The following is a 13,407-nucleotide window of genomic DNA, read 5'->3' as shown; positions in this document are numbered from 1 at the left end:
AGTGGCCAGTCCCGGTCAAAGGGGGCTGGCTTTTTTTTTTACTTTTTTTGAGGGGAGGCGAGGCAGGTTAGGGCGGAATCTGAACGACAAAATCAAAGAAAGCAGCGATCTCTGAGTGACCCGTCAGTCAAAACGCGCATCTTCACTGTATCCTGTCTGCGGGCGGTGAAGGTGGCGGGTTGTTCAAGGTGTTCGCTTGAGCCCCGGCGATGCCTCTTCTGGGGCCAGCCCTGACTGTAGACGCCCTCGATTTCAGCGAGCGGCGATGTTCAGCTGTTTATTATTGGGAAGCCATAATGATTGGCATAAAAAATATAGCGAGTTATGTGCCGGCAGCCGGGATTGATAATTACGCCCAGGGTGCAAAGTTCGACAAGGACGAAACCTTTATTCTAGGAAAAATCGGTTCTGCGTTTTTACCGCGCATGGGTGCCGATCAGGAAACGTCCGACCTGTGTGTCGAAGCCGCCAATGCGCTGTTCGCCGCCAGTCCCGAATTAAAACGTGAGGCCATCGACTGCTTGATCGTCGTCACCCAGAACGGCGATGAAGAAGGTTTGCCGCACACCGCTGCAATCGTTCAGGACAAGCTGGGCTTGCCGACGCATGTCGCTGCATTCGATATTTCCCTGGGCTGTTCCGGCTTCGTTTACGGCATCTATGCAATCAAAGGCTTCATGGAAGCGGCAGGGCTGAAAAACGGCCTGCTGATCACTGCCGATCCTTATTCGAAGATCGTCGACCCGGAAGATCGCAACACCACGATGCTGTTCGGCGATGCCGCTACCGCCACCTGGATGGGCGAAAACGCGGTCTGGCAACTCGGCAAGTCGAAGTTCGGCACTGACGGTTCCGGCGCACCACACTTGAAGGTCAGTGATGGTGTGTTCTTCATGAATGGCCGCCAGGTGTTCAACTTTGCTTTGTTGAAAGTCCCGGCGCATTTGCATGAGTTGCTGGAAGAATCCAATTTGCAGGCGGCTGATATTGATGCCTTCTGCATTCACCAAGGCAGTGCGGCCATCGTCGATGCCGTGGCACGCCGCTTCGAAGAAGGTGAGCCAGAGAAGTTCGTCAAGGACATGCTCGAAACCGGTAACACGGTGTCGTCGAGCATTCCGCTGCTGTTGCAGAATCATGTGTTCGATTCCAAGTGGACGCGCGTGGCCATCAGTGGCTTCGGTGTCGGTTTGTCGTGGGGCTCGGCGATTCTCTATCGCGGCTGACCCGCTCAACTATCGACGTAAAAAAACGCCCGGCAACCTGAGTTGCCGGGCGTTTTGCGTTTTTCTGGCGCCGATTTTCTGGCTTCAAGGCCTTGTAAATAAAGGGCTGGCACCCTGCCACTAAAAAATTGCAAAAAACTGCTCAAGCAAAGCCGCATCACGACGATAACTATTACGTAGGTTCTCTAGGCCACACCCGGCGGTTGCCAGGGCCGGAAGCCGCAGTATCCATCCAACGAGGATTTCGTCATGGCTTTAACCGTAAACACCAACCTTGCTTCCTTGACCGTTCAGAACAACCTGAACAAAGCTTCCGGTAACCTGCAGACTTCCATGCAGCGCCTGTCCTCCGGCCTGCGTATTAACAGCGCTAAAGATGACGCGGCTGGCCTGCAAATTTCCAACCGTCTGACCAGCCAAATCAACGGCCTGGGCACTGCCATCAAGAACGCCGGTGACGGTATCTCCATCGCGCAAACAGCTGAAGGCGCGATGCAAGAATCCACCAACATCCTGCAGAAAATGCGTACCCTGGCTCTGGCTTCCGCGAACGGCTCGCCAAGCGCTGAAGACCGTAAGTCGAACAACGCTGAATACTCGGCTCTGACTTCCGAACTGACCCGTATCGCTACCACCACTACTTTCGGTGGTCGTAACCTGCTGGACGGTTCTTTCGGTACTACTGCTTTCCAGGTTGGTGCTAACTCTAACCAGACCATCAACATGACTCTGGGTGATGTATCTGCTAACAACATCGGCTCCCAGCAAATGAAAAGTGCTTCCATCAAGCCAGGCGCTGGTGTGACCACTGGTTCTGTCACTATCGTTGGTAGTGGTCAGACAGCAACTTTGACTATCGCCACTGCTGACTCTGCTAAGACCACTGCAGCTCAGTTTAACGGCGCTATCGGTGGTCTGACTGCCACTGCCAGCACTGAAGCTCAGTTCACCTTTAACCCTGCTGTTGTCAACGCAGCTACTCCTGCTAACTTCACCATGAAGGTGGGTACTGCTTCGGTTTCCTTTGTTGGCGTAACTAGTGCTGCCGATATGGCTGAACAGTTGAAGTCCAACGCTGCAAAACTGGGTATCAGTGTTAATAACGATGCTAAAACTGGCTTGTCGATTAAGTCCGACACGGGTGAGAACATCAGTTTCACTGCTGGTGACGCCGGCGCTCTTGGTATCTCGATTGCAACCAAAAACGGCGCTGGTACTCTCGGTGCCACCACGGCGATTGCCCCAGGTGTAATTGCCACGGGTGCTATGAAGCTGAACTCCACCAACGGTTATTCTGTTAGTGGTACCGCAGCGACTGTGGCTGATTTGTTCGGTGCCACTACCGCCTCTGCCAAATTGACTGTTTCCAACACTGACGTGACCACTGCTGCCAACGCGCAAGACGCAGTTGATGTGATCACCCAGGCAATCGCCAACATCGACTCCCAGCGTGCTGATCTCGGTGCGGTACAAAACCGTTTCGATAGCACCGTGTCGAACCTGCGCAGCATCTCGGACAACTCCACCGCTGCACGTGGCGTGATCCAAGACGTTGACTTCGCGGCCGAAACTGCTCAGCTGACCAAGCAGCAAACCCTGCAACAGGCGTCCACCGCGATCCTGTCCCAGGCTAACCAGCTGCCATCGGCTGTGCTGAAACTGCTGGGTTAATTCCAGTAGTTGGTGAATGACGGAAGGGCGCGTTTACGTGCCCTTTTGTCTTTTAAGCGATGAGGAGATTTAACATGGACATGAGCGTCAAGTTGAACCTGACTTATCCCGCGGTTACCCAGCAGGGCGCAACGCCGTCTGTTAACGTCAAACAGGATGAGCCCAAGGCTGAGGCTGTCAAATCGTCGGGCTCCGAGCCCAAGCGTGACGAACTGGAAAAGGCTGTGACTGATATTCAGGAGTTCGTCCAGGCTGCCCAGCGCAATCTGGATTTTTCCATTGATGATTCCACCGGTCGGGTCGTGGTCAAGGTCATTGCCACGGAAACGGGACTTGTGATTCGTCAGATCCCGTCGGAAGCAGCACTCAAACTGGCACAAAGCCTGTCGGACGCCAGTAATTTGTTGTTTAACGACAAAGTCTGAACTGGTATAAATTTTGTTGTTGTTACCGTTTAAGACGTTCCCGGTCAAGAAAACGGCAGCCACTGGATAAGGAGAGAGATGATGGCGGGTACATCGGTTAGTGGTATTGGTTCAAACATCGATACCCAGGCGATTGTGAAGTCTTTGGTGGATTCCGAAAGGGCACCCAAGCAGACTCAGATCAATAACCAAACGCTGAAGGCAACCACCTCGCTATCGTCCATCGGCAAAATCCAGGCGGCGCTGGATGCCTTCCGTGGTGCGATGGACAACATGAAAACCACCGCCAGCTTCAGCGGGTTGAGCGGCTCGTCCTCGGATGAAAAAGTTGCCACTGTGACCACCGGTGACGGCGCGGCGCCGGGCAGCTTTTCGCTGCTGGTCACTCAGTTGGCAACGGCCTCGAAAATTTCCACGAAGGTCTTTACTGGGGGGGCTTCTTCGGTTGTTAACGCCGGTACGGATCCGTCCACACTGACCATCAATCAAGGCAGCAACACTTTCGACGTCAGCATTCCTGCTGGCGCGACGTTGCAACAGGTTCGCGACTCCATCAACTCCCAGTACGCGAACCAGGGCTTGAGCGCCAACATTCTGACCGACGCCACAGGTTCTCGCATGGTGTTGACGTCCAGTACCACCGGTTTCGATTCGGACCTGACCCTATCAGGCAACTCCGGTCTGCAAACCGGCACGTCGGTTCTCGCTACCCCCCAGAACGCCAAGTACACACTTGATGGTGTGGCGATGGTATCCACGACCAATACCATTGCCGACGCAGTAAGCGGGATTACCGTGAAGCTGACGGGGGTTTCTCCGGTTCCGTCCGGCGGCGGTGCGGCGACACCGTCCACTATCAGCGTGTCAACCGACACCACGACGTTGAAGTCGGCGGTCAAGGGTTTTGTCGACACCTACAACGCGCTTATTAGTGCTGTCAATACCGAGACGCAGGTCACTACCAATGCCGATGGTTCTTTGACGTCGGGGGCGCTCACGGGCGACTCGTCTCTGCGTTCGTTGGTATCCTCGGTGCGTAACGAGTTGAACGCCATGGGGGGGACCGGTCAAATGAAATCCCTGGCTCAGTTCGGTGTTGAAACCGACCAGAAGACAGGATTACTGTCGATCGACGATAAAGTGTTTGGTGCCGCGGCACTTACCAATGCCGCCGATATCAACGGGATTTTCTCAGGCGATACCGGTTTGCTTGCGCGCATGAAGTCCGCGACCGACAGTTTCGCGCAGACAATCACCGGGGTTTTTGCCGCGCGTTCGGCGAGCTTGAGCGACAGCCTGAGCGACCTGAAGAAGCAGCAAGACACCCTTGATGCACGCATGACCAGCCTGCAAACGAGTCTGAGCGCCAAGTACTCGGCGATGGACACCCTGGTGGCTCAGCTGCGCGCCCAAAGCGACAGCATCATGACCACGCTGAATGCGCTGAACAATCCCAAGTCGGACTGATCCGGATCAGGCATAAAAAAACCCAGGCCGTCTGAAATGACAGTGCCTGGGTTTTTTCTTTGGTGGCGGGTCTGCGTTAAAGTTATGGGTCGATCAGTCGACATAAAGATCAGAGCAATCCCTTTCAAGTTGTTGTCCGTCACGAGGTAGAAACATGAATCCCATGAGAGCCCTTCGCCAATATCAGAAGGTCAATTCCCATGCTCAGATCTCTGAAGCCAACCCCCACCGACTGGTGCAGTTGCTGATGGAGGGTGGACTGGACCGCATGGCTCAGGCCAAGGGCGCCATGGAGCGTGGCGACATCGCACTCAAGGGGTTGATGATGGGCAAGGCGGTGGACATCATCATCGGCCTGCGCGATGGCTTGAACCCGGAAAAGACCGAAGATCCGGCTTCGCTGCAGCAGCTCGACAATTTGTACGCCTACATGATGACGCGCTTGATGGAGGCCAATCGCAATAGCGATGCGGCGATCATCGACGAAGTATCCGGTTTGCTTGAAACCCTGAAAAGCGGTTGGGATGCAATTGCCAATCAATAGGCCTGCGGGTCTGAGGATGACGTCATGAGTCAAGCACTGCGGCGAATAGAGGAAACCCGTGAGGCCCTTGTCGACGCCCTGGCGGCGCGCAACTGGGATGCTATCGGCCAACTCGATACAGCCTGTCGAGAATGCGTTGACGAGGTGCTGAGCGAGGCGCCTATCGACGAAGAAGCATTGCGCAGCAATCTGGAAGGGTTGTTGGCGGTCTACAAAGATTTATTGACGGCGACGATGGGTGAGCGTCAGGCGATAGTCGATGAAATGTCTCAGATCAATCATGCGAAGAGCGCGGCAAAGGTTTACCATCTGTTCGGTTAATTAATCCTCAGTTAATCCAATGATAGTGCGCCATAAATTTGACTGTGCACGGTTTTTTGACTTAACTAGTGGCTGGTTCCAGATTTCAGTCGTCTTCAGGCATATCAGGCCTGCAAGCGTTTAGCTTGCCCCAGCATTTTTTGGGCATTGAGTTGACTAGGGAAGTTGCTATTGCATGTGGCGTGAAACCAAAATTCTGCTGATTGATGACGATAGCGTTCGCCGCCGCGATTTGGCGGTGATTTTAAATTTTCTTGGTGAGGAAAATTTACCCTGTGGTAGCCATGACTGGCAGCAGGCTGTCGGCTCTTTGTCATCAAGTCGTGAAGTGATCTGTGTCCTTATCGGGACGGTCAATGCTCCTGGCGCACTTACGGGTTTGCTAAAGACACTCGCAACCTGGGATGAGTTCCTTCCGGTTTTGTTAATGGGCGATAATTCTTCCGTTGACTTGCCAGAAGACCAGCGACGTCGAGTGCTGTCGACCCTGGAAATGCCACCCAGCTACAGCAAATTGCTCGATTCCCTGCACCGCGCCCAGGTCTATCGCGAGATGTACGACCAGGCCCGCGAGCGCGGTCGTCACCGTGAGCCTAATCTGTTTCGCAGCCTTGTCGGCACCAGCCGGGCGATTCAACACGTCCGTCAGATGATGCAGCAAGTGGCGGACACCGACGCCAGCGTACTGATCCTTGGCGAGTCAGGCACCGGCAAGGAAGTGGTTGCGCGCAACTTGCACTATCACTCCAAGCGTCGTGACGCGCCGTTCGTTCCGGTCAACTGCGGAGCGATACCGGCCGAGTTGCTGGAAAGCGAATTGTTCGGCCACGAAAAGGGCGCCTTCACCGGGGCGATCACCAGCCGTGCCGGGCGTTTCGAACTGGCCAATGGCGGCACCCTGTTTCTTGATGAAATCGGCGACATGCCGCTGCCGATGCAGGTCAAGTTGCTGCGTGTCCTGCAGGAGCGCACCTTCGAGCGCGTGGGCAGCAACAAGACCCAAAGCGTCGACGTGCGAATCATTGCCGCGACCCACAAGAATCTCGAAAGCATGATCGAGATCGGCACGTTCCGTGAAGACTTGTATTACCGCCTGAACGTGTTCCCGATCGAGATGGCGCCCTTGCGCGAACGTGTCGAAGACATCCCGTTGCTGATGAACGAGTTGATATCGCGCATGGAGCACGAGAAGCGCGGTTCGATCCGTTTCAACTCCGCTGCGATCATGTCGCTGTGCCGTCACGGTTGGCCGGGCAACGTTCGCGAACTTGCCAATCTGGTAGAGCGCATGGCGATCATGCACCCGTACGGGGTCATCGGTGTGGTCGAGTTGCCGAAGAAATTCCGCTACGTCGATGACGAAGACGAGCAGTTGGTCGACAGCCTGCGCAGCGAACTTGAAGAGCGGGTGGCCATCAATGGTCATACCCAGGACTTCACGCTCAATGCCTTATTGCCGCCGGAAGGCTTGGACCTGAAGGATTACCTCGGTGGTCTGGAGCAGGGTCTGATTCAGCAAGCGCTGGATGATGCCAATGGTATCGTGGCACGCGCTGCTGAACGCCTGCGTATTCGTCGCACCACGCTGGTGGAAAAGATGCGCAAGTACGGCATGAGCCGTCGGGACGGTGATGAACAGGCAGATGATTGACGCCTGTTTTTCAAGCCCTTCATATTTGGGCGGTTTTTTTTAGGCACGGGTATTGCTAAGTCCCTCGCAACGTTCCGTTTAACTGACGGTCAGCCAAGCGAGAGAGCACAATGCCCCAAGCCGCCCAGTTGTCTCCTGTCCCTGACGCTTCGGGACAGTCGTCGTCCGTAGAGCAGGCAAGCCGGCTTGGCCTTGAGCAGGCGTTTGCGCTGTTCAGTCAGATGTCGAATCAGCTGACCGACTCCTACAGTTTGCTTGAGGCGCGGGTCACCGAGCTCAAGGGCGAGTTGGCGGTGGTCAGCGCGCAACGCATGCAAGAGCTGGCGGAAAAAGAACGCCTGGCTAATCGTCTGCAAAATCTCCTCGACCTATTGCCTGGCGGCGTCATCGTTATCGATGCGCAGGGCATTGTGCGCGAAGCCAACCCGGCGGCGTGCGAATTGCTCGGTCTGCCGCTCGAAGGTGAACTCTGGCGCCAGGTCATCGCCCGTTGTTTCGCGCCTCGCAAGGACGACGGTCATGAAATTTCTCTCAAAGATGGTCGGCGTCTGTCGATTGCCACTCGCTCGCTGGACGCTGAGCCGGGTCAGTTGGTGCTGCTGAACGATCTGACTGAAACCCGCCACCTGCAAGATCAACTGGCCCGTCACGAACGCTTGTCTTCCCTTGGCCGAATGGTCGCCTCGCTGGCTCATCAAATTCGTACACCTTTGTCAGCTGCTTTGCTGTACGCCAGTCACTTGGCTGAGCAAGAGCTGCCAGTCTCCACGCAGCAGCGTTTTGCCAGTCGCCTGAAAGAGCGTTTGCATGAACTGGAACATCAGGTTCGCGACATGCTGGTGTTTGCGCGCGGCGAGCTGCCGCTGACCGACCGCATTACGCCGAAACAGTTGATGCAATCGCTGCAAGCGGCGGCACTGACGCATGTTCAAGGCCTGCCAATCCGTTGGCAGTGCGACGCTCACGCTGGCGAGTTGTTGTGTAACCGCGACACGCTGATCGGGGCGATTCTCAATCTGGTCGAGAATGCGATTCAGGCGAGTGCCGGCGATGTCCGCTTGAAAGTTCACTTTTATACCCGTGAAAACACCCTGCGGGTGTGCGTCAGCGACAGCGGCAGTGGCATCGACAGCCAGGTGTTGGCGCGTCTGGGTGAGCCGTTTTTCTCCACCAAAACCACTGGAACCGGCTTGGGTCTGACCGTGGTCAAGGCGGTAGCGCGTGCACATCAGGGAGAATTGCAGCTGCGTTCTCGGCCGGGTCGCGGCACGTGTGCGCAAGTGGTTCTGCCGCTTTTTTCGGGTGAAAAGCCCAGTGCCCAGGGAGTGAATTGAAAGGCATGGCAATCAAGGTTTTACTGGTCGAGGATGACCGCGCGCTACGCGAAGCATTGGCCGATACGCTGATGCTGGCGGGGCACGATTTCAAGGCAGTGGGTTCGGCAGAGGATGCGTTGGCGGCGGTGGCAGTCGAGGCGTTCAGTCTGGTGATCAGTGACGTCAATATGCCGGGCATGGACGGGCACCAGCTTCTCGGTTTGCTGCGGGCGCGTCATCCGCAATTACCAGTGTTGCTGATGACGGCCCATGGTGCCGTCGAACGGGCAGTTGATGCGATGCGCCAAGGGGCGGCGGATTATCTGGTCAAGCCGTTCGAGCCCAAGGCATTGCTTGATTTGGTGGCGCGTCACGCGCTAGGCAATCTCGGGACGATTGAGGGCGAAGGACCGATTGCGTTCGAACCGGCCAGCGCGCAGTTGCTGGAGTTGGCCGCCAGAGTGGCACGCAGTGATTCCACGGTACTGATCTCGGGCGAGTCCGGCACCGGCAAAGAGGTGTTGGCGCGTTACATCCACCAGCATTCCCATCGCGCCAGTCAGCCTTTTATTGCGATCAACTGCGCAGCGATCCCCGACAATATGCTTGAAGCCACGTTGTTCGGTCACGAAAAGGGCTCGTTCACGGGTGCCATTTCAGCGCAGGCCGGCAAGTTCGAACAAGCTGACGGCGGCACGATTCTGCTCGACGAAATTTCTGAAATGCCCCTCGGCCTTCAGGCCAAGTTGCTGCGCGTTTTGCAGGAGCGTGAAGTCGAACGGGTGGGTGCACGCAAAACGATCACGCTGGACATTCGGGTCGTGGCCACCACCAATCGCGACCTGGCCGGCGAAGTGGCGGCGGGGCGTTTCCGTGAAGACCTTTACTATCGCCTGTCGGTGTTTCCGCTGGCCTGGCGTCCGCTGCGCGAGCGCACTGCGGACATCCTGCCGCTGGCCGAGCGACTGTTGGCCAAACACGTCAATAAAATGAAGCATGCAGCGGCGCGACTGTCGCCCGAGGCGCGGGCGTGCCTGATCGGTTATCCATGGCCGGGCAATGTGCGTGAGTTGGACAATGCGATTCAGCGGGCCTTGATTCTGCAGCAGGGTGGATTGATCCAGCCGCAGGATTTTTGTTTGTCAGGGCCGGTTGCGTGTGCGCCGTTGCCGACATTGGTATCCGCACCGGTACGCGTCGTCGAAGTTGACGCTGAATCGGCTGGCGCGCTGGGCGATGACCTGCGACGTCGTGAGTTCCAGATGATCATCGATACCCTGCGTACCGAGCGCGGCCGTCGTAAGGAAGCTGCCGAGCGATTGGGCATCAGTCCGCGCACCTTGCGCTACAAGCTGGCGCAGATGCGTGACGCGGGAATGGATGTGGAGGCGTATCTGTTCGCCACCTGAGGGGTTGGCGAACAACTCTTCAGGCTGCAACACAATCATGTAGGCGCTGGCTTGCCAGCGAATCAGTGGTGGCCGTGATGCCGTCTTCGCTGGCAAGCCAGCTCCTGCATAAAGTGTGCGTGAAGTCCGTAGAGGGCTTTTGTTTGGAGTGGCCGCGGAGCTGGCACCCTTGTTGCTAACACCTCACTGCCCGCCGAGTGAGTGTCAAAAAATTGCGGGTCGCCAACGAGAATAGATCATGAGCCAAGGTATTGAATTCAATCGGTTGATGCTGGATATGCGTTCCATGCAAATGGATGCCATGTCTGCGCCTAAATCGACTGCCGCAGTCCCTGAACTGGGAGGCAGCAGCTTTTCCGACATGCTCGGTCAAGCCGTCAATAAAGTGAACGACACTCAGCAGGCGTCTACTCAATTGGCCAGTGCTTTTGAGATCGGCAAGAGCGGGGTCGACCTGACGGACGTCATGATTTCCTCGCAGAAGGCTAGTGTCTCTTTCCAGGCGTTGACGCAAGTGCGTAACAAGCTGGTTCAGGCTTACCAAGACATCATGCAGATGCCGGTTTAAGGACAAATTGAGTCATGGCAGAAGCAGTCGCCGATAACGTTCCGGCCAAGATCACTCCCATAGACGGCAAGCCGCCGTTGTTCGGGTTGTCCTTCCTGGAAAACCTCTCCGAGATGACCATGTTGCGTCAGGTGGGCCTGTTGGTCGGCTTGGCTGCGAGCGTGGCGATTGGTTTTGCCGTGGTGCTGTGGTCCCAGCAACCGGACTACCGGCCTCTGTATGGCAGCCTTGCCGGTATGGACGCCAAGCAGGTCATGGAGACCCTGGCCTCCGCCGACATTCCTTACACCGTTGAGCCAAACTCTGGCGCATTGCTGGTCAAGGCCGATGATTTGTCCCGTGCACGGTTGAAACTCGCGGCGGCTGGTGTCACTCCCAGCGACGGCAATATCGGCTTTGAAATCCTCGACAAGGACCAAGGCCTCGGGACCAGCCAATTCATGGAGGCGACCCGTTATCGTCGCGGCCTCGAAGGCGAACTGGCGCGCACCATTTCCAGCCTGAACAACGTCAAGGGCGCCCGCGTGCACCTGGCGATTCCGAAAAGTTCGGTGTTCGTGCGTGATGAACGCAAGCCGAGCGCTTCGGTTCTGGTTGAACTGTATTCCGGTCGCTCGCTGGAGCCGGGCCAAGTAATCGCGATCATCAACCTGGTCGCGACCAGTGTTCCTGAACTGAGCAAATCGCAGATCACCGTCGTCGACCAGAAGGGCACCCTGCTGTCGGATCAGGCGGAAAACTCCGAACTGACTATGGCCGGCAAGCAATTCGATTACAGCCGCCGCATGGAAAGCATGCTGACCCAGCGCGTGCACAACATCCTGCAACCGGTGCTGGGCAATGATCGCTATAAAGCTGAAGTGTCAGCCGATATCGATTTCAGCGCCGTCGAGTCAACCTCCGAGCAGTTCAACCCGGATCAACCGGCGTTGCGCAGCGAGCAGTCGGTCAACGAACAACGCACCGCCAGCAATGGCCCGCAAGGTGTGCCGGGTGCCTTGAGCAACCAGCCGCCATCACCAGCCTCGGCGCCGCAAACCACCGGTGGCGCTACCGCTTCGGCCGGCATGGTGCAGCCAGGTCAGCCGTTGATTGACGCCAACGGTCAGCAAATCATGGACCCTGCCACCGGTCAGCCGATGCTGGCGCCGTACCCTGCAGACAAGCGTCAACAATCCACCAAGAACTTCGAACTCGACCGCTCCATCAGCCACACCAAGCAACAGCAGGGCCGGTTGAATCGCCTGTCGGTGTCGGTGGTGGTGGACGATCAGGTCAAGGTTAACGCCACCAACGGCGAAACCACCCGCGCGCCGTGGACTGCCGACGAATTGGCGCGCTTCACCCGTCTGGTGCAGGACGCGGTCGGTTTCGATGCCAGTCGTGGCGACAGCGTCAGCGTGATCAACATGCCGTTCTCCGCAGAACGCGGTGAAGTGATTGCCGATATTCCGTTCTACTCGCAGCCGTGGTTCTGGGACATCGTCAAGCAATTGCTGGGTGTCCTGTTCATCCTGGTGTTGGTGTTCGGCGTGCTGCGTCCGGTGCTCAACAACATCACCGGTGGCGGCAAAGATAAACAGCTGGTCGGCAGCGACGCCGAGTTGGGTGGCATGGGCGGCCTGGACGGCGAACTGGCCAACGATCGCGTCAGCCTCGGTGGCCCGCAAAGCATCCTGCTGCCAAGCCCGAGCGAAGGCTATGACGCACAGTTGAATGCAATCAAGAGTCTGGTGGCAGAAGACCCGGGTCGCGTGGCCCAGGTCGTGAAAGAGTGGATTAACGCAGATGAGTGATAACCGAGCCGTTGCCGCCAAACTGTCCAAGGTCGACAAAGCCGCGATTCTGCTGCTGTCCCTCGGTTCGACCGATGCTGCCCAGGTATTGCGTCACATGGGGCCTAAAGAGGTTCAGCGCGTAGGTGTGGCGATGGCCCAGATGGGCAACGTGCACCGCGAGCAAGTCGAGCAGGTGATGAGCGAGTTCGTCGACATCGTCGGCGACCAGACCAGCCTGGGCGTCGGCTCCGACGACTACGTGCGCAAAATGCTCACTCAGGCCTTGGGCGAAGACAAGGCCAACGGCCTGATCGACCGCATCCTGCTGGGTGGCAACACCAGTGGCCTCGACAGCCTGAAGTGGATGGAACCGCGCGCCGTCGCCGACGTGATCCGTTACGAGCACCCTCAGATCCAGGCGATCGTGGTGGCGTACCTCGACCCGGATCAGGCCGGTGAAGTACTCGGTAACTTCGACCACAAGGTGCGCCTGGACATCATTCTGCGGGTCTCCTCGCTGAACACCGTACAGCCGGCGGCCCTGAAAGAACTCAACCAGATTCTCGAGAAGCAGTTCTCCGGTAACTCGAATGCCTCGCGCACCAACCTGGGTGGCATCAAGCGCGCGGCCGACATCATGAACTTCCTCGACAGCTCGATCGAAGGTCAGCTTATGGACTCGATCCGCGAAGTCGACGAAGACTTGTCCGGTCAGATCGAAGACCTCATGTTCGTGTTCAACAACCTGTCTGATGTCGACGATCGCGGGATTCAGGCGTTGCTGCGTGAAGTGTCCTCCGACGTGCTGGTGCTCGCCCTCAAGGGTTCGGACGAAGGCGTCAAGGAAAAGATCTTCAAGAACATGTCCAAGCGGGCGGCCGAACTGTTGCGCGACGACCTCGAGGCCAAAGGCCCGGTGCGTGTCAGCGATGTGGAAACCGCGCAGAAGGAAATCCTCACCATTGCCCGCCGTATGGCCGAAGCCGGAGAAATCGTTCTCGGCGGGAAGGGCGGCGAAGAGATGATCTAAG

General features: G+C 57.0%; 12 protein-coding genes. All 12 read left to right on the top strand.

Annotated elements, in window-relative coordinates; all coding sequences use genetic code 11:
• Window positions 1-296 precede the first annotated feature (296 nt).
• The 12 genes from AC3ISI_RS21185 (at window position 297) to fliG (ending at window position 13,406) form a co-directional block, all read left to right on the top strand.
• Complete coding sequence (locus AC3ISI_RS21185; protein ID WP_489333646.1) at window positions 297-1,226, top strand: ketoacyl-ACP synthase III; 930 nt, start codon at window positions 297-299, stop codon at window positions 1,224-1,226.
• Between the two features lie 249 nt (window positions 1,227-1,475).
• Window positions 1,476-2,897, top strand: a complete 1,422-nt coding sequence (locus AC3ISI_RS21180; protein WP_489333645.1) for a flagellin N-terminal helical domain-containing protein — start codon at window positions 1,476-1,478, stop codon at window positions 2,895-2,897.
• A 74-nt stretch (window positions 2,898-2,971) separates the two neighbouring features.
• Window positions 2,972-3,322 carry a flagellar protein FlaG gene (locus tag AC3ISI_RS21175; protein ID WP_489333644.1) on the top strand — a complete coding sequence of 117 codons (351 nt, stop codon included), beginning with the start codon at window positions 2,972-2,974 and terminating at the stop codon, window positions 3,320-3,322.
• A gap of 81 nt (window positions 3,323-3,403) precedes the next feature.
• Complete coding sequence (gene fliD / locus AC3ISI_RS21170) at window positions 3,404-4,789, top strand: flagellar filament capping protein FliD (RefSeq protein ID WP_489337763.1); 1,386 nt, start codon at window positions 3,404-3,406, stop codon at window positions 4,787-4,789.
• Window positions 4,790-4,943: 154 nt separating this feature from the next.
• Window positions 4,944-5,333: a flagellar export chaperone FliS gene (gene fliS, locus AC3ISI_RS21165; protein ID WP_477795284.1), complete on the top strand. Its 390-nt coding sequence runs from the start codon at window positions 4,944-4,946 to the stop codon at window positions 5,331-5,333.
• Window positions 5,334-5,357: 24 nt separating this feature from the next.
• Entirely contained in the window at window positions 5,358-5,654 is a 297-nt protein-coding gene (gene fliT, locus AC3ISI_RS21160; RefSeq protein WP_489333643.1) for a flagellar protein FliT, read from the top strand.
• Between the two features lie 175 nt (window positions 5,655-5,829).
• Window positions 5,830-7,305 carry a sigma-54 dependent transcriptional regulator gene (locus tag AC3ISI_RS21155; protein ID WP_489333642.1) on the top strand — a complete coding sequence of 492 codons (1,476 nt, stop codon included), beginning with the start codon at window positions 5,830-5,832 and terminating at the stop codon, window positions 7,303-7,305.
• A gap of 110 nt (window positions 7,306-7,415) precedes the next feature.
• Complete coding sequence (locus AC3ISI_RS21150) at window positions 7,416-8,639, top strand: sensor histidine kinase (RefSeq protein WP_489333641.1); 1,224 nt, start codon at window positions 7,416-7,418, stop codon at window positions 8,637-8,639.
• A 5-nt stretch (window positions 8,640-8,644) separates the two neighbouring features.
• Entirely contained in the window at window positions 8,645-10,030 is a 1,386-nt protein-coding gene (locus tag AC3ISI_RS21145; protein WP_489333640.1) for a sigma-54-dependent transcriptional regulator, read from the top strand.
• A gap of 238 nt (window positions 10,031-10,268) precedes the next feature.
• On the top strand, window positions 10,269-10,598 hold the full coding sequence (gene fliE / locus AC3ISI_RS21140) for a flagellar hook-basal body complex protein FliE (RefSeq protein WP_007948901.1): 330 nt from the start codon (window positions 10,269-10,271) through the stop codon (window positions 10,596-10,598).
• Window positions 10,599-10,612: 14 nt separating this feature from the next.
• A complete protein-coding gene (fliF, locus tag AC3ISI_RS21135; RefSeq protein WP_489333639.1) occupies window positions 10,613-12,394 on the top strand; it encodes a flagellar basal-body MS-ring/collar protein FliF in 1,782 nt (593 codons plus the stop codon).
• Complete coding sequence (fliG, locus tag AC3ISI_RS21130) at window positions 12,387-13,406, top strand: flagellar motor switch protein FliG (protein ID WP_223517055.1); 1,020 nt, start codon at window positions 12,387-12,389, stop codon at window positions 13,404-13,406. Before fliF ends, fliG begins: the two co-directional genes overlap by 8 nt.
• Window position 13,407: the final 1 nt, after the last annotated feature.

The sequence above is a fragment of the Pseudomonas sp. GL_139_B genome (genome assembly GCF_057834475.1).
Note: the sequence above shows the minus strand (reverse complement) of the source record. Positions and strands in the feature narration are given on the sequence as shown.

Bases quoted from the DNA above. Each gene is read 5' to 3' on its own strand.
- AC3ISI_RS21185 (WP_489333646.1), top strand. From the start codon at position 297: ATGATTGGCATAAAAAATATAGCGAGTTATGTGCCGGCAGCCGGGATT.
- AC3ISI_RS21180 (WP_489333645.1), top strand. From the start codon at position 1,476: ATGGCTTTAACCGTAAACACCAACCTTGCTTCCTTGACCGTTCAGAAC.
- AC3ISI_RS21175 (WP_489333644.1), top strand. From the start codon at position 2,972: ATGGACATGAGCGTCAAGTTGAACCTGACTTATCCCGCGGTTACCCAG.
- fliD (WP_489337763.1), top strand. From the start codon at position 3,404: ATGGCGGGTACATCGGTTAGTGGTATTGGTTCAAACATCGATACCCAG.
- fliS (WP_477795284.1), top strand. From the start codon at position 4,944: ATGAATCCCATGAGAGCCCTTCGCCAATATCAGAAGGTCAATTCCCAT.
- fliT (WP_489333643.1), top strand. From the start codon at position 5,358: ATGAGTCAAGCACTGCGGCGAATAGAGGAAACCCGTGAGGCCCTTGTC.
- AC3ISI_RS21155 (WP_489333642.1), top strand. From the start codon at position 5,830: ATGTGGCGTGAAACCAAAATTCTGCTGATTGATGACGATAGCGTTCGC.
- AC3ISI_RS21150 (WP_489333641.1), top strand. From the start codon at position 7,416: ATGCCCCAAGCCGCCCAGTTGTCTCCTGTCCCTGACGCTTCGGGACAG.
- AC3ISI_RS21145 (WP_489333640.1), top strand. From the start codon at position 8,645: ATGGCAATCAAGGTTTTACTGGTCGAGGATGACCGCGCGCTACGCGAA.
- fliE (WP_007948901.1), top strand. From the start codon at position 10,269: ATGAGCCAAGGTATTGAATTCAATCGGTTGATGCTGGATATGCGTTCC.
- fliF (WP_489333639.1), top strand. From the start codon at position 10,613: ATGGCAGAAGCAGTCGCCGATAACGTTCCGGCCAAGATCACTCCCATA.
- fliG (WP_223517055.1), top strand. From the start codon at position 12,387: ATGAGTGATAACCGAGCCGTTGCCGCCAAACTGTCCAAGGTCGACAAA.